The following is a 20,360-nucleotide window of genomic DNA, read 5'->3' as shown; positions in this document are numbered from 1 at the left end:
CACCGTGGAGCGGTGCATCAACCGGCTGCGGAACTGGCGCGGCATCGCGTTCCGCTTCGACAAGACACCAGAGAGCTACGAGGCCGGCCTGCATCTGTGTGGTGCGATGCTCTGGCTCCGCAGCATCGCACCACACCCATGATCTGAACTCCAAACAGGACCTAGTGCCGGGCGATGAACAGCGCGCGCACCCCGCCGAGCACGATCAGGATCGGCAGCACCCAGGCGGTGGTCAGCACGAACGCCGCCACCCCGAGGGCGAGAGAGAGCACGGCCAGCGCCAGGCTCTGCACGTCGATGCTCGTGGTCGTCCCGTCGGTCATGTCGTACTCTCCCTCAGCTGGTGGCGGGTCCCTCGTCGCAGAGCGCGCGGATCGAGCTGGTGGCGTTGTCGATGTCGTCCTTGCCGAGCCACTTCATGCCCGAGCCTTCCAGGAGGTCCTCGTCGATCCGGTCGGCGTCGGCCCGTACGGCCGCCTGATCCGGACCACCGAGGTGATCCCGAGAGCCTGCTTGTCCTCCTTGAGGAAGACCCGGAGCCCGGGGCCGATGTTCAGCGCGACGCCGGCCGCGTCGAGCAAGGTGTACCGGGCGTCCCCCCGGGTGCTGAGGTACCGCAGGACCCGCAGGGTCCCCCAGTCGTACGCGGCCTCGAAGAGGTCGTCCCCCCGGGATGTCCGCGCGGTCCGCCCGACCACACCGCCGTCGTACACCTAGAGCCGCGACGCATTGTGCTTCTTGGCCACCCAGCTCTGCTTCCGCCGAAACGTCCGCCGCCATTCCCCGAGCCCACGCCCGGCGGCGAGCGCCGCCGCTTCCGGTGACCGGACCATTTCCCCGAGTCGACCGGGAGTGACTCCTGTCACTTTCAGTGACGCATTGGGCGTATCTTCCGCGGTCCGGGGCACCCGGGCACGAGCAGCACCACCGCGGGAGAGCCGCGGTGCCCGAATCGGAGGTACAGCGCGTCGTGTCCGAGCAGACCACCATCCACATCGCGGGAACCTGGCGTTCCGCGGTATCAGGAGCCACCCGAGAGGTCCTCGACCCGGCGGACGCCACGGTCCTCGCCGTCGTCGCCGAGGGCGGCACCGCGGACACCGACGCGGCCGTCAGCGCCGCCCGCGCGGCCTTCGACGGCGGGGAGTGGCCCCGGACGCCCGTCCTGGAGCGGGCCGCACTGCTGCGCCGCACCGCCGACCTGCTCCACCGCGACCGCGAACGCCTCGGGCTGCTGGAGAGCCGCGACGCGGGCAAGACCCTGGAAGAGGGCCGCGTGGACGTGGACTGCGTCGCCGACGCCTTCCGCTACTTCGCCGACCTCGTCGCCGGCGAGAGCGCGGGCCGCGTGGTCGACGCGGGCACCCCCGACGTCCACAGCGTCGTCGTCCACGAGCCCGTCGGGGTCTGCGCCCTGATCACTCCGTGGAACTACCCGCTCCTCCAGGCATCCTGGAAGGTCGCCCCCGCCCTCGCCGCGGGCAACACCTTCGTCCTCAAGCCCAGCGAGATCACCCCACTGTCCACGGTCGCCCTCATCGGCCTCCTGGCGGAGGCCGGACTGCCGGCCGGCGTCGCGAACCTGGTCACCGGCCCCGGCGACCCCGTCGGCGCGCGCCTCGCCGCCCACCCCGACGTCGATCTCGTCTCCTTCACCGGCGGCCTCGCCAGCGGTACGAAGGTGATGCGCGCGGCCGCCGACTCCGTCAAGAAGGTCGCCCTCGAACTCGGCGGCAAGAACCCCAACGTCGTCTTCGCCGACGCCTGCACCACCGAGGACGGCTTCGACACCGCCGTCGACCAGGCCCTCAACGCCGCCTTCATGCACAGCGGCCAGGTCTGCTCCGCCGGCTCGCGGCTCATCGTCGAGGAGGGCGTCGCCGAGCGCTTCGTCGCCGAACTCGCCCGCCGGGCCGACCGGATCCGCATCGGGCGCGGCACCGACCCGGCCGTGGAGTGCGGCCCTCTGGTGTCCGCCGCCCAGCGCGAACGCACTGAGGAGTACGTGGCTTCCGCCCTCGCCGAGGGAGCCGTGCTCCGCTCCGGTGGCGTGCGACCCGACGGGCCCGGCTACTTCTACCGGCCGACCGTGCTGGACCGCTGTCACCGCGGGATGCGCGTCGTACGGGAGGAGGTCTTCGGGCCGGTCCTGACCGTCGAGACCTTCCGCACCGAGGAAGAGGCCGTCGCGCTCGCCAACGACACCGAATACGGTCTCGCCGGCGCGGTGTGGACCTCCGACCCGGGCCGAGGTCGCCGCGTGGCGGGCAGGCTGCGCCACGGCACCGTCTGGATCAACGACTTCCATCCCTACCTCCCGCAAGCCGAGTGGGGCGGATTCGGCAAGTCCGGCATCGGGCGCGAACTGGGCCCGTCGGGCCTGGCCGAGTACCGCGAGACCAAGCACGTGTACCAGAACCTCGCCCCGCGCCCCGTGCGCTGGTTCGCGGGCTGAAGGAGGAGCAGGGCCATGACCACCCCCACGCACACCCCCACGCACACCCCCACGCACACCCCCGACCCCACGCCCGCGGCTCGGCAGCCCGCGGAGCGGCAGTACGACTACGTCGTCGTCGGCGGCGGCACCGCCGGCTCGGTGATCGCCTCCCGCCTGACCGAGGACCCGGACGTGACCGTCGCGGTCATCGAGGGCGGCCCCAGCGATGTCGACCGCCCAGAGGTGCTCACGCTGCGCCGCTGGATGGGCCTGCTCGGCGGCGAGCTCGACTACGACTACCCCACCACCGAGCAGCCCCGCGGCAACTCGCACATCCGCCACAGCCGCGCCCGCGTCCTCGGCGGCTGCTCCTCGCACAACACCCTGATCGCCTTCAAGCCGCTCCCGTCCGACTGGGACGAGTGGGAGAGCTCGGGGGCCGAGGGCTGGCACGCGGCCGCCATGGACCCGTACTTCGACAAGCTCCTCAACAACATCGTCCCGGTGGCCGAGAAGGACCGCAACGCCATCGCGCGCGACTTCGTCGACTCCGCGCAGAGCGCCCTGGGCGTCCCGCGCGTCGAAGGCTTCAACCGCAAGCCCTTCCACGAGGGCGCCGGCTTCTTCGACCTCGCCTACCACCCCGAGGACAACAAGCGCTCCTCCGCGTCGGTGGCCTACCTCCACCCCGTGATGGACGAACGCCCCAACCTCACGATCCTGCTGGAGACCTGGGCGTACCGCCTGGAACTCGACGGCACCCGCGCGCGCGGAGTCCACGTACGCGCCTCGGACGGTACGCAATCCCTCGTCACCGCACGCCGCGAAGTACTGGTGTGCGCCGGCGCGGTGGACACCCCGCGGCTGCTGCTGCACTCCGGCATCGGCCCGCGCGCGGACCTGGAAGCCCTCGGCATCCCCCCGGTGCACGACCTGCCCGGAGTCGGCGAGAACCTGCTCGACCACCCCGAGTCGGTGATCGTCTGGGAGACCGACGGCCCGATACCGGAGAACTCCGCGATGGACAGCGACGCGGGGCTGTTCGTCCGGCGCGACCCCGAATCCGCCGGACCCGACCTGATGTTCCACTTCTACCAGGTCCCCTTCACCGACAACCCCGAGCGCATCGGCTACGAACGCCCCGCGCACGGAGTGTCGATGACCCCCAACATCCCCAAGCCGCGCAGCCGCGGCCGCCTCTACCTGACCAGCGCGGACCCCGAGGTCAAACCGGCCCTGGACTTCCGCTACTTCACGGACGAGGACGACTACGACGGCCGGACCCTGGTGGACGGCATCAAGCTCGCCCGCGAGATCGCCGCGACCCAGCCGCTCGCCGGCTGGCTGGGTCGCGAGGTGTGCCCCGGTCCGGAGATCACCGGCGACGAGGAGCTGAGCGTCTACGCCCGCTCCGTCGCGCACACCGTCTACCACCCGGCAGGCACCTGCCGCATGGGAGCCGCCGACGACCCGGCGGCCGTCGTGGGCCCGGACCTGAAGATCCGCGGGCTCGAAGGCATCCGCATCGCGGACGCCTCCGTCTTCCCGACGATGCCCGCGGTCAACCCGATGATCGGAGTGCTCATGGTCGGCGAAAAGGCAGCCGAACTGATCGCCCGGGAAGGCGGTACCCGATGAACACCACCTCCGCCGCGCCCGACACCTCCGCCGCGCCCGCCACCCCCGCCGGGTCCCCCGTCTTCTCCGTGAACGGCCTCTGGAAGGTATTCGGGCCCGACAGGGCCGCCGCGAAGGTCCCCGGCTCCGCCGATGCCGACCTGTCCGCCACCGAACTGCGCGAGCGCACCGGTTGTACCGCGGCCGTCCGCGACGTCACCTTCGACGTCCGCAAGGGCGAGGTCTTCGTCGTGATGGGCCTGTCCGGCTCCGGCAAGTCCACCCTCGTACGCTGTCTCACCCGGCTCATCGAGCCCACGGCCGGAAGCCTTGCCATCGACGGCGAGGACGTCCTCGCCATGGACGCCACCCGGCTGCGCGCCCTACGCCGCCACCGAGCCGCCATGGTCTTCCAGCACTTCGGCCTGCTCCCGCACCGCACCGTCCTCGACAACGTGGCCTACGGACTGGAGATCCAGGGCGTCGGACGCGGCGACCGCCGGCTCAAGGCCGCCGAACTCGTCGCCAAGGTCGGCCTCGAAGGACTCGAGGACCGGCGCCCCGGCCAGCTCTCCGGCGGTCAGCAACAGCGCGTCGGCCTGGCCCGCGCCCTCGCCGCCGACCCCGAAGTGCTGCTGTTCGACGAGCCGTTCAGCGCACTCGACCCCCTCATCCGCCGCGAGATGCAGGAGGAGGTCGCCCGGCTCCACCACGAAGAGGACCGCACCATGGTCTTCATCACGCACGACCTCTCCGAGGCCCTGCGACTGGGCGACCGGATCGCGCTGATGCGCGACGGCCGCATCGTGCAGCTCGGCACGCCCGAGGAGATCGTCGGCTCGCCCGCCGACGACTACGTACGGGACTTCGTCCGCGACGTCCCCCGCGAACAGGTGCTCACCGTCCGCACCGCGATGCGCCCGGCCGCCGCCGGCGAGGCCGACCGCGGACCCGCGCTGAACCCCGCCACCACCGTGGTCGAGGCCATCCAGGCCGTCGCCCGCGGCGGCGGCCCGGCCCGCGTGGTCGACCGCGGCCGCTGCCTGGGCATCGTGGACGACGCGGGGCTGCTCGCCGTGGTGGCCGGGCTCCCGGCCACCACCGGACGGGGAGTGGCGGCATGACCGGCCCCGCCCGTTCCACGGCCCCCGTCCCCGACGCCCGGAGGTGGTGCGCATGACCGCGACCCCGACCCCGACCCACACTCCACACGACGCCCACACTCCGCACGAGCCCCACACTCCGCACGACACCCTCACCCCGCACGACATCCGTGCCGGTGCCCCCTCGGTAGCCCCGCAGTCCTCCGAGCGGCCCGCCGGCCCGCGTCCTTCCCGCACCGACCCCGCTCCGCGGGACCGCCCCCGCAGAGTCCCGCCCGGCTTCACCGCGCGCCGCGGGCTCATCCTTCCGATGGGCATCGCCGCCGCCCTGCTGATTCCGCTCGCCGTGGCCTTCCCGGGCGCGGGCAGCTGGCCCGCGGCCCTGGCCGTCGACCTGTCCGGCCCGCTCGGCCGAGCCGGCGACTGGATCATCGACCACCGCGACAGCCACCCGCTGTTCCTCTACTTCTTCGGCCACGTCAGCAACGCCGTCGTCGTGACCGTCCGCGCCGTGTACGTGCTCCTCCTCGCCGCCGGCTGGACGGGGGTCACTGCCCTGGCCGCCCTCGTCGCCTGGCGCCTCGCCGGCATCCGGCTCGCCCTGACCTGCGCCGCCGCCTTCGCCGCCTGCGGACTGCTCGGCATGTGGGTACCGACCATGCAGACCCTCGCGCTGATGGTCGTCGCCGTCGCCTCCGCCGTCGTACTCGGGGTCCTGCTCGGTCTTGCCTCGGGGCTCTCCCCGCGAGCCGACCGCCTCCTGCGCCCCGTGCTCGACACCATGCAGATCCTGCCCGCCTTCGCCTACCTGCTGCCGATGGTGCTGGTCTTCGGCATCGGCGTGCCCGCCGCCGTCCTCGCCACCGTGGTCTACGCGGCCCCGCCCATGGCCCGCCTCACCGCGCTCGGACTGCGCGAGGCCGACGCCGGCGTCATGGAAGCCGCCGCCTCGCTCGGCGCCACCGGCCGCCAACGCCTGCTGACGGCCCGCCTCCCGCTCGCGCGCGGACAGCTCCTGCTCGGCGTCAACCAGGCCATCATGACGGGCCTGTCCATGGCCGTCATCGCTTCCGTGATCGGCGCGGGCGGCCTCGGCGACCGCGTCTACCAGGCACTCGCCTCCGTGGACGTCGGCGCGGCCCTGGCCGCCGGCATCCCGATCGTGCTGCTCGCCGTGGTCCTGGACCGCACCGCCGACGCCGCCGGCCGCCGCATCGGCGCCGTCCCCGTACCCGACCGCGAACAGCGCTTGCTGCGCCGGGTGTTCGCCGGCTGGTACGGCCGCCTGCTCACCCTCCTCGCGGCCGTGGCCGCCGCCGTCGCCGGCCGCATCGCCGGCAGCCCCCTGTGGCCCGAGTCCTGGACCGTCCCCCTGGCCGCCCCGGTGAACTCGGCCGTCGCCTGGATGACCGGCCACCTCTACTCCGGCGTACCCCTCGTCGGCGGCACCGCCGACTGGGCCGCCCGATTCACCGGCTGGATCCTCGACCCGCTGCGCGGCGGACTCCAGGCCGCCCCCTGGTGGCTGCTCCTGCTCCTCGCCTGCGCGCTCGCCCTGCTCGCGGGCACCTGGCGCACCGCGATCACCGCGGTCCTCGCCCTGGCAGCCGTAGGAGTGCTCGGCGTGTGGGACACCTCCCTGGACACGCTCTCCCAGGTCCTGGCCGCCGTCGCGGTCACGCTCGTACTGGGCTTCGCGATCGCCGTGGGAGCCGCCCGCAGCGCCCGCGCCGAGCGGCTGCTGCGGCCCGTCCTCGACATCTGTCAGACCCTGCCGCAGTTCGTCTACCTCATCCCCGTGGTCGCGCTGTTCGGCGTCGGCCGCGCGCCGGCCGCCGCGGCCGCCGTGGTGTACGCGCTTCCGGCCGTCGTCCGGATCACCGTCCAGGGCCTGCGCGAGGTGGACCCGACCGTCGTGGAATCCGCCCGTTCGCTCGGCGCCACCCGCTCGCAACTGCTGCGGCAGGTCCAACTGCCCCTCGCGCGTCCCGCGTTGCTGCTGGCCGTCAACCAGGCCGTGGTCCTGGTCCTCGCCGTCGTCATCATCGGCGGCCTGGTCGGCGGCGGCGCGCTCGGCTACGACGTCGTCCTCGGCCTCGCGCAGGGCGACCTGGCCACCGGCCTGGTGGCCGGCGCCGCGATCGTCTGCCTCGGCCTGCTCCTCGACCGCCTCACCCAGCCCGCGAAGGAGGCCTGACATGCGCGACGCACACCCCCGGCGCACCTCGCGCCGCCGCCGCGGCGCGGCCGTACTGGCCGCCGCGACCGGACTCGCCGTCCTCACGGGCTGCGGGGCCGCCGACATGACCCGCCAGTCCTCCCCGTACGCCGCCGCGCAGGGAGCGAAGACCGTCAACCTCTCCGTCCAGTCGTGGGTCGGCGCCCAGGCGAACACCGCCGTCGTCTCCTACCTCCTCGAACACGAGCTGGGCTACCGGGTGGACACCGTCCAGGTCGACGAGGTCCCCGCCTGGGACGCCCTCAGCCAGGGCCGCGTCGACGCGATCCTGGAGGACTGGGGCCACCCCGAGCAGGAGAAGCGGTACGTGGAGGGGAAGAAGACCATCACCCCCGGCGGGGACCTGGGAGTGACGGGCCACATCGGATGGTTCGTCCCCACGTACTTCGCCGAGGCCCATCCCGACGTCACCGACTGGAAGAACCTCGACAAGTACGCCGACCAGCTGCGCACCCCCGAGAGCCGCGGCAAGGGCCAGCTGATGGACGGCTCCCCGTCCTACGTCACGAACGACAAGGCACTGGTGAAGAACCTGGGCCTGGACTTCGAAGTGGTCTTCGCCGGCTCCGAGGCGGCCCAGATCACCCAGATCAAGCAGTTCGCCAAGGAGAACAAGCCCTTCCTGACGTACTGGTACGAGCCCCAGTGGCTCTTCGAACGCGTCCCGATGACCGAGGTGAAGCTGCCCGAATACACCGAGGGCTGCGCGGACGATCCGCAGAAGGTGGCCTGCGCCTACCCGAACACCCCGCTTCAGAAGTACCTGAACACGCGCTTCGCGGAGTCGGGCGGCAAGGCGGCCGAGTTCCTGAAGAAGTTCCACTGGACCAAGGCCCAGCAGAACGAGGTGTCCCTGATGATCGCCGAGGAGAAACTCTCCCCGGAGCAGGCGGCGAAGAAGTGGGTGGACCGCAACGAGACCGTGTGGAAGCCCTGGGTGCGGTGACCACCCCTGCGCCCTCCGTCCCCCGCTATCGAAGGGGGACGGAGGGCGCGGGATCACTCGGAGAATTTGATGTTCTGATCTCGCAGAACCCCTTGGCATTGAACACAAGGCCTTGCCGGTAGGCCGTGCTCTTCCGCTTTTGAATTCGGCATCTGATTGTTCCGCGTACGCACCGTGGCCATGCTGCCTCCACTGATGGCATCGGCGCCCTCGGCCGCCTGCGCCTGAACCAGGCAGTGCATTTCCGCGCAACCCTTGTTGTGATTGTTCCTCTTCATCACATCCGCCAACTCCGGCGACGGCTGCAGGCCGTCATGATTGCGGTCGTAGTACTTCGCGCCCGAAGGGGACGTGTACTCGGCCGCGTACTTCCCTCCGGGTATGTTTTGCACGCTGTCGGCGTAGTCCCCGAGGGTATTGCAGCTGTCGTTGTGGACCAGGAGGTCGAGCTGGCCCGCGCCGACGTGGTACGTGTGGATGTCGTCGACGGTGAGGTTGTGGACCCGCTGGTGCTGCGTCCAGGCCCGTACGGCGCTCACCTGGGTGTACGAGCCGCTGCCGGTCTGCAGCAGCATCCCGGGGGCGATCTCCTTGGCGTACACCCACTTGCCCAGCTCGGGCGCCCAGAACGGGTGGTTGTCCGTCGCGACGACCGTGCCCGGCTGTCCGCCGGGGTTGGCGACGGTGATCTCGACCAGGTTCTTCTCGCCCTCACCGGTGATCAGCCGGGTGACCGTGCGTGGGCCGTTCTCCCCGGTCACCGGGTCGGTGGCGAGGACCTCGTCGCCGACGCGGACCTGTTCGATGGGTTTGTGGCCGCCGTCGGCCATCAGGACCGGGGTGTCGCCGGTGAAGCTGTTGCAGCCGCCCGGGCTGTCGGCCGCCTTCGGGACGGGCGCGCTGTCGGCCGCCTTGGCCGTCTTCGCCCCGTCGGCCGCGTTGTTGGCGTTCTTGGCCGCCTGTGCGGCGTCGAGCGCCCTGTTGCCGTACTTGGCCGCGTTCGCCGCGTAGCCCGCGCCCGGGATGGCCGAGGCGGCGGAGAGGCCGGCGTTGACGTAGTCGCCCTCCGCGGCGTACCAGCCCGCGTTGCCCAGGTCGGCGACCTCGCCGACGACCGGGACCATGCCGACGACATCGAGGGTGGTGTGGCCGACCGACTTCCACGACGGCATCTTCGGCCACTTGCCGGTGGGGTCGGTCAGCTTGACCGGGTTGTTGTGGGTGTAGGTGTAGGCGGCGAGGTTGCGCGGTTCGGCGATGCCGCCCGCGATGTCCTTGTCGAGGTAGTCGGGCAGCGCCGGATCGGCGCCGGCCCACAGCTGGGTCCTCGGGTTGTAGTAGCGGGCTCCGTAGTAGTACAGGCCGGTTTCGGCGTCCAGTTCCTTGCCGGTGAACTGGTAGGGGGAGTCCGCCTGCCCGGTCCGCTCCTCCACCCACGTCTCCCCGTACGGGAAGTACTCCAGGTGCTCGGTGACCGCGCCCTGCTTGTCGGTCACGTACCCGGACGAGCCGATGTGGTCGGCGTGGAAGAACGACTGCGCGTCCTCCGTCCCGGTGACCGCGACGGTCTTGGTCGTCAGCCTGCTGTCGCCGACGAAGACGTGCTTGTAGCCGGTCGCGTCGCGTTCGCTGAAGTTGCGGTTCGGGTAGAGGGAGAGCCCGTCGCCCTTCTTGACGACGCGGTCGCCCTTGTCGTCGTAGGCGTAGGAGACGGTGGCGTCCGCGCAGCCGCTCGGATCCTGCGCGACGGTGGCCGTCGCGGTGTCCTGGCTGCAGACGAGGCGGTTCTCCTCGTCCCACACGTACTGCCGCCGCTTGCCGCCGACGACGGCGGTGTTGACGGTGTCGGTCAGGTTGCCGTTGCCGTCGTAGGCCTGGGTGACCGGCCCGACCTTGCTCGGCGCGTGCGGCTTGGTGCCGGCGTAGGCGTACGCGTAGTCGTAGCTGGTCTTGTCCTGGACGTCGACCGGGTTCGACGGGTCGTCGACCGGTTCGATCGGGCCGGCCGACCCGCCGCCGACCGGGAAGGCCGGGGCGCCGCCCGCGACCTCGTGGAGCTGGGACTTGCTCGTGGTGTTGTGGATCGAGTCGTAGCCCAGGGTCAGCGTGTACTTGTTGACCCGGTTGTTCTTGTCGGTGTACTGACCGGCCGCCGACGTCAGCCGGTACTGGTCGTCGTACCCGTAGGTCTGGGTGCTCGGACCGCCGATCTGCCCGCCCTGCGGCGCGTTGTTCGCCAGCGCGGTGATGTTGCCGATCTTGTCGTAGGTGTAGCCCAGGTTCTGGAACGCGGTCCCGTTCGGTGCCACCGACTTCAGCGCCGCGAGCCTGCGGTCCTCGGCGTCGTAGGTGTAGGTCGTGCGCACCCCGTTGCCGGTCTGCTGCAGGATCTTCTGCCCGAACTTGTCGTAGTCGAGCCGGTCCAGGTACGTGTAGTTGGTGCCGTTCTTGACCCCGGTCGCCCTCGTGACCTGGCCGCCGGAATCGTAGTCGTAGGCCAGGACCTCGCCGTCGGGGTAGGTCAGCTGCAGCACGCGGTTGAAGGCGTCGTAGCGCCACGCGGTGGTGTAGGTGCGGGGAGCGCCGCCGACCGCGGTGATCGTGCGGGTCTCCTTGGTCACCTCGCCCAACGCCCCGTAGGCGCGGGCCACCCTCCCGGCCGCGTCGCGGACCTCGGTGACCCGCGAGGCCGCGTTGTCCGGCGCGCCCGGAGCTCCGTAGGCATAGGCGACGTTGTTGCCCGGGAACGTGGGGTACCGGATCGCCTTCAGCCGCGAGTAGTCGTAGTCGTACTCGACGGTCTTGCCCGCCGCCCGGAGGTTCGCGGTGATCTTGGCTGTGATGTTCCCGGCCAGGTCGTAGCGCGTCTCGGTGCGTCCGGCGTCCGGGCTGTCGAACGCGGTGCGGCGCCCCAAGCCGTCGTACTCGGCGCGCGTGACGTTGTTCTTGTCGTCGGTGATCGCCGTGACCTGCTTCATCGGGTCGTGCTCGTAGCTGGTCGAGATCACCGCGGGACCGTTGAACTCCTTCACCGACGTGGTCGCGCCGCGGACGTCGGTGTACGTGCGCCGCTGCTTGCCGTTTCCGTCCGTCACCGTCTGCTCGAAGCGGGTCGTCCCCGCCCTGTCCGCGCCGAACGCGTACTCGGTGCTCGTGGCGACCCCGTCCGGCTGCACCGTCCTCACCGACCGGTCCAGCACGTCGAAGGTGTCCTTCGTGGGCGCCACGGCGTCGAACGAGGCGTTGAACGTCGTGTTCGCGGGCCCCTTGGCCTCCGTCACCGGGTAGTACTTCTCCACCGCGCGGCCCATGGAGTCGAACTTCAGCCGGCCGGACACCGTCATCACCTGGGCGGGCGCCGCCCCCGGCGACGCGGCCACCGAGGCGTCCTTCTTCGTCTGCAGCACCCGCTTGAAGCCGTCGCTGAAGGTGGTCGTGTCGATGGTGTCGGCGCGCACCCCCGTCGCCGTGCGGTCCAGGTGCTTGGTCGTCGCGTACGGGACCGCTGCCTCGGGGTGGTAGTCGAAGTCGATCGTGGCCTGGCCGCCGCCCGTTTCGTACGGCCCGGTCACCGTGTCCAGGCGTCCGACACCGTCGTAGGACATCGAGACCGACTGGTTGTTCTGGTCGGTGTTGCGGTCGGGCAGGCCGTACTTCAGGTTGTGCGTCGAGGACGACCGGTAGCCGAAGCTGTCCACGACGGACTCGACGTGCACGCCGACGACGCTGTCGTACCCGTACTCCAGCTTGTACCGCTGCCCGGTCGCGTTCACCGGGCCGGTCACCGACTTCAGGTTCCCGTTCGGGTGGTACTCGAGGTCCGAAACCGCCGCGTTGTCGCCGGTGAGGTACTCGCGGACCTGGCGTACCGCCGACGTCGCGCAGTCGATGCCGGACTCGCGGTGCCGCAGCACCGCGCCCGTCCCGGCGGCCTTCTGCCACAGCACGGTCGCGATCCCGACGATGCCGCGGTCGCGGCAGGCCGGATCGGACGCGCTGTATTCGTAGGTGGTCTCCAGGTCGTCCGCGGGGCCCTCGTCGGCCGCGTCGAACGTGCGGAGGACGTTGCCGTACCCGTCGTACGAGAGCTCGGTCAATGTGGACTTGGCCGCGGTCGCCGCGCCCTCGTAGAACTTCTCCTCGACACGGGTCAGTTGCGGGAACACCGTGGCGGTCGGGCTCTTCGGGTCGGCCTCCGCGCCCGAGGAAACGTCGTGCATCCGGTAGGTGTTGACCGTCTCGCGGTACGGGCGGTTCGCGCCGTTCGCGGTCAGCGTGCGGGTCAGCAGGCCGCGGCCGTAGTACCCGTCCGTGCGGTACTCGTCCGTCACCGTGCGGTGCAGGGCCTCGCCCGCGCCGGGGTCGCGGTCCTCGGTCACGACGCGGCCGAACCCGAGGAACTCGCGCTCGAGCCGGTCGTAGCGGCCCTGCTCGTAGCGGAAGGTGGTCAGGCGCGTGTCGGCTCCGTCGCCCGCGAGCCCGTCGAAGACCGCGGTCCGGGCCAGTACCCAGCGGCTCTCCGGCATGGCGGCGGTGTTGCCCGACCGGGTGTAGTCCAGGTCGATGCGGGCGCCCATCGGGCGGGTGACCGAGCGGAGCAGGTTGGTGCGACCGGTCTTGTTGACCGCGACCAGGAGTTCGTTGTCGCGGGTCGACTTGACGTGGTCGGCGAGGCCGTCGCCGTTGACGTCGCGCAGGCTGGTTTCGGCTCGGCTGATGCCGGTGGACGCGTTGGCGCCGGGGTTGAAGACGAAGACGCCGACGGGAGTGGGCAGGCCGACGGTGAAGTAGACACCCCCGCCGAGACTGGCGTTCTTGTCGACGGCGATCTCGGGGAAGCTGCCGCGGAAAGGGGCGGGCGCGGCGAAGCCGGTGCCGGTGTTGACCGCGACCTTCACGGGGTTGGCGCCGTCGGTGAACACCCGGTCGGTGAGGCCGTCGCCGTTGACATCCAGCATGCTCGCGTTGGTGAACGAGGTTCCCAGCTCGGCGGACACACCGCCGGCGAAGCCGTAGCGGTCGACGTTGAACCCGAGGTTGACGCCGACGTTGCGGGTGGACGCGTCGTTGATCGGTCCGGCCGACCAGGGTTCGCGGGCGGCGAAGGAGTAGCCGAGGTTCAACTGGGCGTCGCCGTTGGCGTACACCTTGTCCGGCAGCCCGTCCCCGTTGATGTCCATCAGGTCGACGCGGACGTCGGACTCGCCGCCGCCGAGGCTGCCGCCGATGCCGAGCGATGGTTGGACCGCGCCGGTGGTGGCGGTGTTGGCGCTGGTGCCCGCGTCGGGCGCGGCCATGCCCAGTGCGCTGGCGATGGTGGCGGACTCGCTGCCGGCGGAGTACGACACGTTGCCGGAGACGTTGTCCGCCTCGCGGACGTTGCCGCCGAGGGTGCCGCGCGTGGCGCCGAGCGCGCCGGTCATGTCGGAGAACTGGATCTCCTTGGCGCCCACGACGTCGGGGTAGCCGTCGCCGTTGAGGTCGAGGTAGTCGACCGAACCCGCGGTGATCCCGCCGACCACGGTGCCGCCGAACGGGCCCGCCGCGAGGGTGGCCGACACCTGGCCGGTGACACCGCGGCGCATCACCGCCCGGTCGCCCGCCACGTCGGCGTCGGTGACGACGTCGATGGTGTCCGCGCCGAGGCGGGAACTGGTCGCCATCGCGGCGGTGATCCAGGAGGACTCGTCCTGAGCGGCCCAGCCGCCCTTGGCGGGAACGGGGGCGAACACCGCCAGACGCGGCATGGTGAGACGGGGATTCGCGGTGAATCCCGGGACGTCCGCTTCCTTGGGTTCCTTGGGAAGGGCGTCCTTGAAGCTCTGGTCCAGCGTGAGTTCGGCCTGCTTGAGTGGTTGGGTGGCGCGGTCGCGGTTGCCCTGGTAGCCGATCACACCCCAGCCGCGGTAGGGCTGGGCGAAGGCGCCCTGCCCGACGGAGCCGTGCATGGCGCTGGGCGCCGGGGTGAAGGCCGGCCAGCTCGAGGTCACGTCGTAGGTGACCGAAGCGGACTGCTCGACGAGCAGGCCGAGCAGTGCGGTCTCCGTCGTGGAGTAGTCGACGTAGAGCTCGTCGCCGGCGGTGACCGGCACGGTCAGGTCCAGGTTCGGGCCACCGAAGGGGGAGGTGTCCTTGGCCTGGAAGATCCGTTTGCCGAGCAACTGCCCGCCGCGCTTCTTCACCGTGAACGCGATCTTGGCATCACCGAGGAGGTTGAAGTTGAAGGACACCTTCGGCCGCACCTTCAACTGGCCCGTCTTGGTCGCCTTGTAGGACTGCTGCGGCACGGTGAGGGTGTCCGCCGGGAACATGTCCATGTCGTACGGCGGGGTGATCACCATCGTGGGGTTCCCCGCGGCGTCGACGACCGACTCGACCCCCTGCGCGGCCGTGTAGTGCGCCTTCGGCGCCCAGCTCACCGCCGAGGCGTCGATCGGGGAGTCGGTCTTCAGCTTCCACGACATCTTCTCGAACATGCTGACCGGAATGCTCACGTCGATCGCGGAGGTGCCGGTCGACGCGGCGGGCAGCACCTTGCGGAACACCTCCGTGCCGGGGTGGACGCCGTTGCCCTTCTCGATCACGACGGTCACGTCGTCCGAGGTCGCCTTGTTCTTGACCACGTCACCGGTCAGCCGCAACGTGCCGCTCACCGGGACGGTCACCAGGGACGGCCTGCCGCCGAAGGTGAAGTCGGCCGACGCGCGGAACACGGTGTTCGCCAGCCCGTTCGCGTCCGTGCCGGTCGGCAGGTTGGTGTAGGTGATCGACGGGTCCCACGCGACGGTGTCGTACTTGCCGTCCAGGATCGACTGTGTGCGGAAGTAGAGCGCGTCGCCCTTCTTCACCGGAATCGACGTCACATTGCCCGGGGCGAACTCGGTGTGGTCATCGGGGCCGATCCGCTGCGCCCAGAGTTCGGCGTCCTTGTGCTGGATGGTGACCCGCACGCCGTCGGCCTTGGTATAGGCCGCCCGCGCCGGGGAGCGGTCCTGGGTCAGCTGCACGCGGCCGTCCACGCGGACGTTGCCGTCGAACGGCGCGACCCAGCGGCGCACCGAGTCCAGCAGCGGCGAGTTGTCCACCTGCTGGTTGAACTGCGCCGTCTGATCGCCGACTATCTCGCCGGTCACCGCGCCGCCCCCGATCGGCACCGGGGTGCGGGTGGAGTCCGCGCTGTAGGCGGGCTGCCCGTGCGCGTCCAGGTAGCCGAACAGCACGCCGCCGTTGTTCACCAGGTCGGCTATGCCGTCGCCGTTGACGTCGCTGAAGAACCGGTCCGAGGTGGTCGTGGTGCCCACGAAGTCCAGCTGGGCCGAGGTGGTGAGGACGTACGACTCGACGCCGATGGTGCCGGATAGCGTGCGCTCGGTCGAGATTCCCGGGAGGTTGATGAGCTTGACCGGCGTGTCGCCGAACTTCGGCTCCCCACCTGGTGTGGCCAGATTGGGCCGGTAGAACACGTCGTTGTTCTTGCGGAACACCTTGTCCGGCAGGTTGTCGCCGTTCACATCGGTCAGCGTCGACAGGCCATCGGACTGGCCCGCGCTGAACCCGACCTTCAACCCGACGGAACCCTCCTTGGACGGCAGCCCCTGCACGTTGTAGCCCGCGAACAGATGCGCGCCGAAGCTGGCCGACGTGTTCGCCGAGATCGCGCTGGCCTCGCCTTCGCGGATGTTCACCCCGAGGTCGTCGTCCGGAACCGACCAAGGTGCCGCGTCGGCGAAGGCGTTGTAATTGCCCGACTGGTCGCGCACGTCGTCGAAGTAGTCGAACGTGTGGGTGTTGAACAGCTTGTTGCTCTCACTGAACTGTGACACCGAGGTGAGCAGCGTCTTGGAGAACGCGCCGGTCCGGTAGTTCAGCTCGTAGGCGCGGATCAGCTGGTCGTCCAGCTTGACCTCGACCCGGCGCAGCAGGTCGGCGGTGACTCTCTTGAAGCCGTACTTGGCGTCGATCTGGACGTCGCCGCGGCGTGCCTCGCCCCGGTCGCGGTCCCGAAGGAAGGTGACCGAGTAGCGGCCCTCGGTGCCTCCGTGCCCGGTGTAGGTGATCCGCTGCAGGTAGAGTGCCCGACCTGGTACGGAGGCATTCGCCACCCCGCCGTCCTCGACCCGGACATGGTGGTAGCGCAGCAGGTTGTCGTGCCCGTCGCGTACCTCGCGCACCGCCCACACCGCGATGTTGCCGGACGCGTCGGCGAGCGTGGTGTTCTCCGCCCCGCCGAATACGGTACGGGTGCCCTGCTTGTCGGTGACCTCCCACCAGTAGTTCGACGGCTTGTCACCATGCCGGACGATCCGGTCGAACCGGCTCTCCACGCGGGAGTGGAACACCTTCTCCGCGGTACGCGGCTGGAGTTCGCCGCGGTGTGACACCGGGGTGAGCTGATCCCCGTTCAGCACGTACGACTCGGTTTCCTTGCCGCCGTCGTAGCGCGGGACGCCCCAGCGCGTGTCCACCGTGATCGACGGCGTGCTCAGGTCCCAGCCGACCCCGGTCCAGCCGTTGCCGCCCCCGGAGTTGTAGGCGACCGACAGCTCGGGTTGCAGGCCCCCACGCCCCTTGGGTATCTCCAGCGGGTACGCGAGGCGCGCGGCACCCTCGCTGTTCGCCGTCGGGGCCTCGATCAGGTTGACGCCGGCGCCGGGGTCGGCCGCCTTGATGTCCTTGATCTGGTTCGGGTTGAACGACGTGCCCTCAGGCCCCTCAGGCCCGGTCACCGCCGACCCCGCGTCGGGGCCCGCCGCGGTGTTGTGGAACCGCTGGGGCGAGGTCAGCCCGAACATGGCGAGCGCCATGATCAGGACGAGGATCACGCCGCTCCGGCCGCGGAACACGCGCTGGACAGTCATCAAAGAGCCCCCACACCGTCGGACGTCCCCAGAGCACGAGTCCCTGGACGACCGCGGCCCCCTGTACTACCGAACGGTAAATTGCGCGCAAGGCCGTTCGTACAGGGTTTCTGGCCAACGACGTTGCGCACGGTAACGATCCGACAACGGCGTTTTCCGGCCAGTGTGCTGACGAGTGGTGAGAGCCGGTGCCGCTGCGCACTGCGTCAGCCTGCAGGTGTCATGGATCATGGATCACGGAGCAACTGGCGTAGGGGGACAGCGAATCAGCGCTCATCGTCCGACCGAGTAGTCGACCACCGGGAAAAAAAACAGGAACAGGAACAGGAAGAGGGCAAGTTCATGACGATACGGGAGAGCAAGATCCCCGGACCCGAACACCCGATCACCATCGAGTCCACCGGTACACGCGTCGTGGCCCGCGTCGGCGCGCACACGATCGCCGACACCACCCGGGCCCTGACGCTGCGCGAGGCGAGCTACCCGCCGGTGCAGTACATCCCGCTCGAGGACGTCGACCAGAGCCTGCTCATGGCCAGCGCGACCCAGACGTACTGCCCGTACAAGGGGGACGCGTCCTACTACCGCATCGCCCTGGCCGACGGCGGGCCCGCCGACGCGGTGTGGTTCTACCGCGAGCCGCACGAGGCGGTCGCGGTGATAGCCGGCCACGTCGCTTTCTACCCGGACAAGGTGGACGTCCAACTCGGCGCCTGACGACGGCAAAACCAACCGAGCACGTCTGGCCCGCGCGTGCCGGGGCCATCCGTCGATGGGAGGGAGGCGGTACCCGCCTCCCTCCCATCGACGAGGATCCCACGGCGGGCAGGGGAGGGGACCCTCACCACAGGTCGGGGAAAGGGCTCTGCGTGCAGCGGACTTCGGCCGTCCGGTGCCCTCCGTGCCGTCAGTCGGCGTGGTCGGCCAAGGCCGCGTCGACCGCCGCCTCGGCGTGCAGGCGGGCGGTCGGGAAGACCGGTACGGGGCTGTCCTCGGGTCCGATGAGGAGCTCGATCTCGGTGCATCCGAGGACGATGCCCTCGGCGCCGTCGGCCACGAGGTCCTCGACGACCCGGCGGTAGGCCGCACGCGACGCGTCACGGACGATACCGAGGCAGAGCTCCTCGTAAATCACCTGGTGGACGAGCGCTCGCCCCTCGGAATCCGGCACGAGGACATCGAGTCCGCCCGCCGCGAGGCGGCCCCGGTAGAACTCCTGCTCCATGGTGAACGCGGTGCCCAGCAGCCCCACCCGGCGCAGGCCTGCACCGCGTACGGCGGCCGCAGTGGTGTCCGCGAGGTGGAGCAGCGGGACGGAGACAGCTGCCTCGACGGAGTCCGCCACCTTGTGCATGGTGTTCGTGCAGATGAGCAGCAGATCCGCGCCGGCCGCCTCCAATGACCGGGCCGCGTCGGCCAGTACCTCGCCGGCCTCGGCCCAGCGGCCCTGGACCTGCAACTGTTCGATCTCCGCGAAGTCGACGGAGTAGAGCACGCAGCGGGCCGAGTGGAGCCCGCCGAGCCGCTCGCGCGTCCGCTCGTTGAGGATGCGGTAGTACTCCGCCGTCGACTCCCAGCTCATCCCGCCGATCAACCCGATCGTCTTCATGCTCGTGTCCACACCCCTGCTTCGGCACCTCGTACGCCACACCTGACAGGCATCATAAGCAACATGCGGGATATTCCACGTAATCATAAGCAATGCTTTGATGTGCTAGGGCCAGGCTGCCCCGTCCAGTTCTTGTTCGCTGTGGTCCGGTGGCCCTCTGTGAGGGTCACCTACCGGTGCCGTCTGCCGCTGTCCACGCGCACCGTCATCAACAGACTCCCGCCCACGACCAGCACGAGTACCGGGAGCAGTACCGGGAGCACCGGTCACACCAGACCTTTGACCTGTGGCTTCAGGTTGGCGGAGGCTCCCTGCGCTCAGCCTCCGCGCCCGGTTCCTAGGCGGACCTGCGGCCCAGAACCCGCCGTATCCCGTACAGGGCCACGAGCAGCACGATGACGATGACCGCGACGATCAAGAGCTTCTTGAAGAGCCCGCCCTTCTTCTTGCTCTTCTTGCTCTTCTTGTTCCCGGTGGTCGCCCGGACGACTTGGGACGATGTCGGGGCGCGGAGGCCGGTCAGCGCGGCGGCGCCGGCGGGGAGAGCGCCCTGAGGGAGCGCCGCCGCGGCCGGAGCCTGCCGGACGGCCGGCGCCGCCGCGGTGGCGGTCGTCGCGGAGCCCAGCAGCAGCCCGGCGAGTACCAAGAGCGGTACGACTGCCGCCGCTATGGGGCGCTTCCTTGAAATACGGTTCTTTGTCACTGTCTCCCCAGTTCTTCGACGCCCCGGCCGGGCCCGGTGGAATCCGGGCGGCCGGGGCCTTGGAGCATCGTCGACGAGTTCGACCGCCCGGGCAAGAACATGGGCCGAGCGGCACTGCCGACGGGCGATCGACCGGCTCGACCAGTCCCGAGCGGTCCGACGCAGCGCCGTCGGCCCGCCCGCGTCAGCTGTCCGGGGAGCCCGGCGGTCGGCGCAGCTCGAGCAGAGCCATCGCGATCTTCACTCCGGTCGAAATCGTCAGGGCCTGCAGGAACGGCATGCCCATGAGCCACAGGGCCACCGTCATGACCGTGAGCACCAAGAAAGCCGGTGGCAGATTGGTTCGCCGGATCGCGGCCCGCAAGCGTCCGGCTCTGCTCCCATGCTGATGCACCGTACTGACCGGACGCGCAGTGACGCCTTCCTCCTCGGTTTGCGGCATTGGCTGCTGTCCTTCCCTCGTGCTCGTCTCCGGCCACGAGTCTCGGGTGCGCCCCGGAGGCCTGCCACTCCTGCCCCTCGTGCCCGCCGCCATCCGAGTTACGGTTCCGCCGAAAGAGATGCCGCACGCACGGGCACGAAGGGTGACATCAGGGCCCCCGGCCGGTGACTCGCCCCACAGGACCCAGGTCACATACGAATCGGAATAGTAGTCCCCAAACATCCCATATGCCCCCCTTCGGACCGCCTCCCACCTGCGCCGATGCCCTCACACCCACGCGGGGTCCGTGGTACCCCGGCTGCGAGGCCCTCTAGTAAGCGGGGTCGTTGCCAGCCGGTCCGAACCCCCGTAGAACTGGATGAGTCGCAAGGCGGACGGAGATCGGCCGGGTTCACCCCCGGTCTCC

The 20,360-nt window shown here is 70.2% G+C and carries 12 protein-coding genes and 1 pseudogene; 7 read left to right on the top strand and 6 right to left on the bottom strand.

Annotated features, from left to right (window positions below):
* A pseudogene (locus J7E97_RS36365) lies at window positions 1-142 on the top strand (IS5/IS1182 family transposase); the annotation flags it as partial.
* A gap of 19 nt (window positions 143-161) precedes the next feature.
* Here J7E97_RS36365 and J7E97_RS29795 read toward each other — a convergent pair.
* Window positions 162-323: a hypothetical protein gene (locus J7E97_RS29795; protein ID WP_215033774.1), complete on the bottom strand. Its 162-nt coding sequence runs from the start codon at window positions 321-323 to the stop codon at window positions 162-164.
* Between the two features lie 93 nt (window positions 324-416).
* Complete coding sequence (locus J7E97_RS29790) at window positions 417-698, bottom strand: hypothetical protein (RefSeq protein WP_215033772.1); 282 nt, start codon at window positions 696-698, stop codon at window positions 417-419.
* A 272-nt stretch (window positions 699-970) separates the two neighbouring features.
* On the opposite strand from J7E97_RS29790, the gene J7E97_RS29785 reads away from it, so the two are divergent.
* The 5 genes from J7E97_RS29785 (at window position 971) to J7E97_RS29765 (ending at window position 8,342) form a co-directional block, all read left to right on the top strand.
* Window positions 971-2,455 (top strand): aldehyde dehydrogenase family protein, encoded by a 1,485-nt coding sequence (locus J7E97_RS29785; protein WP_215033770.1) that lies wholly within the window; start codon window positions 971-973, stop codon window positions 2,453-2,455.
* Window positions 2,456-2,470: 15 nt separating this feature from the next.
* Window positions 2,471-4,075: a GMC family oxidoreductase gene (locus J7E97_RS29780; RefSeq protein ID WP_215033768.1), complete on the top strand. Its 1,605-nt coding sequence runs from the start codon at window positions 2,471-2,473 to the stop codon at window positions 4,073-4,075.
* Entirely contained in the window at window positions 4,072-5,178 is a 1,107-nt protein-coding gene (locus J7E97_RS29775) for a glycine betaine/L-proline ABC transporter ATP-binding protein (protein WP_215033766.1), read from the top strand. The genes J7E97_RS29780 and J7E97_RS29775 overlap by 4 nt, the downstream gene beginning before the upstream one ends.
* Before the next feature lie 289 nt (window positions 5,179-5,467).
* On the top strand, window positions 5,468-7,354 hold the full coding sequence (locus J7E97_RS29770) for an ABC transporter permease subunit (RefSeq protein ID WP_374224277.1): 1,887 nt from the start codon (window positions 5,468-5,470) through the stop codon (window positions 7,352-7,354).
* Between the two features lie 106 nt (window positions 7,355-7,460).
* Window positions 7,461-8,342, top strand: coding sequence for an ABC transporter substrate-binding protein (locus J7E97_RS29765; protein ID WP_251055365.1), 882 nt, complete (start codon window positions 7,461-7,463; stop codon window positions 8,340-8,342).
* A gap of 53 nt (window positions 8,343-8,395) precedes the next feature.
* On the opposite strand, the gene J7E97_RS29760 is transcribed toward J7E97_RS29765, so the two are convergent.
* Complete coding sequence (locus J7E97_RS29760; protein WP_251055364.1) at window positions 8,396-17,200, bottom strand: SpvB/TcaC N-terminal domain-containing protein; 8,805 nt, start codon at window positions 17,198-17,200, stop codon at window positions 8,396-8,398.
* 342 nt (window positions 17,201-17,542) lie between these two features.
* Here J7E97_RS29760 and J7E97_RS29755 point away from each other — a divergent pair, with 342 nt between their 5' ends.
* Entirely contained in the window at window positions 17,543-17,917 is a 375-nt protein-coding gene (locus J7E97_RS29755) for a DUF427 domain-containing protein (protein ID WP_215033760.1), read from the top strand.
* Between the two features lie 190 nt (window positions 17,918-18,107).
* On the opposite strand, the gene J7E97_RS29750 is transcribed toward J7E97_RS29755, so the two are convergent.
* The 3 genes from J7E97_RS29750 to J7E97_RS29740 all read right to left on the bottom strand — a co-directional run bounded on the left by J7E97_RS29750 (window position 18,108) and on the right by J7E97_RS29740 (window position 19,954).
* Window positions 18,108-18,809 carry an aspartate/glutamate racemase family protein gene (locus J7E97_RS29750; protein WP_215033758.1) on the bottom strand — a complete coding sequence of 234 codons (702 nt, stop codon included), beginning with the start codon at window positions 18,807-18,809 and terminating at the stop codon, window positions 18,108-18,110.
* A gap of 337 nt (window positions 18,810-19,146) precedes the next feature.
* On the bottom strand, window positions 19,147-19,512 hold the full coding sequence (locus tag J7E97_RS29745) for a hypothetical protein (protein WP_215033756.1): 366 nt from the start codon (window positions 19,510-19,512) through the stop codon (window positions 19,147-19,149).
* A gap of 184 nt (window positions 19,513-19,696) precedes the next feature.
* A complete protein-coding gene (locus tag J7E97_RS29740) occupies window positions 19,697-19,954 on the bottom strand; it encodes a hypothetical protein (protein ID WP_215033754.1) in 258 nt (85 codons plus the stop codon).
* Between the last annotated feature and the right edge of the window lie 406 nt (window positions 19,955-20,360).

Source organism: Streptomyces sp. ISL-66 (assembly GCF_018614135.1).
Classification (GTDB): Bacteria; Actinomycetota; Actinomycetes; order Streptomycetales; family Streptomycetaceae; genus Streptomyces.
This window is presented reverse-complemented; position numbering and strand designations above follow the sequence as displayed.

Bases quoted from the DNA above. Each gene is read 5' to 3' on its own strand.
- J7E97_RS29760 (WP_251055364.1), bottom strand. From the start codon at position 17,200: ATGACTGTCCAGCGCGTGTTCCGCGGCCGGAGCGGCGTGATCCTCGTC.
- J7E97_RS29750 (WP_215033758.1), bottom strand. From the start codon at position 18,809: ATGAAGACGATCGGGTTGATCGGCGGGATGAGCTGGGAGTCGACGGCG.
- J7E97_RS29770 (WP_374224277.1), top strand. From the start codon at position 5,468: ATGGGCATCGCCGCCGCCCTGCTGATTCCGCTCGCCGTGGCCTTCCCG.
- J7E97_RS29755 (WP_215033760.1), top strand. From the start codon at position 17,543: ATGACGATACGGGAGAGCAAGATCCCCGGACCCGAACACCCGATCACC.
- J7E97_RS29780 (WP_215033768.1), top strand. From the start codon at position 2,471: ATGACCACCCCCACGCACACCCCCACGCACACCCCCACGCACACCCCC.
- J7E97_RS29740 (WP_215033754.1), bottom strand. From the start codon at position 19,954: ATGCCGCAAACCGAGGAGGAAGGCGTCACTGCGCGTCCGGTCAGTACG.
- J7E97_RS29795 (WP_215033774.1), bottom strand. From the start codon at position 323: ATGACCGACGGGACGACCACGAGCATCGACGTGCAGAGCCTGGCGCTG.
- J7E97_RS29765 (WP_251055365.1), top strand. From the start codon at position 7,461: ATGACCCGCCAGTCCTCCCCGTACGCCGCCGCGCAGGGAGCGAAGACC.
- J7E97_RS29775 (WP_215033766.1), top strand. From the start codon at position 4,072: ATGAACACCACCTCCGCCGCGCCCGACACCTCCGCCGCGCCCGCCACC.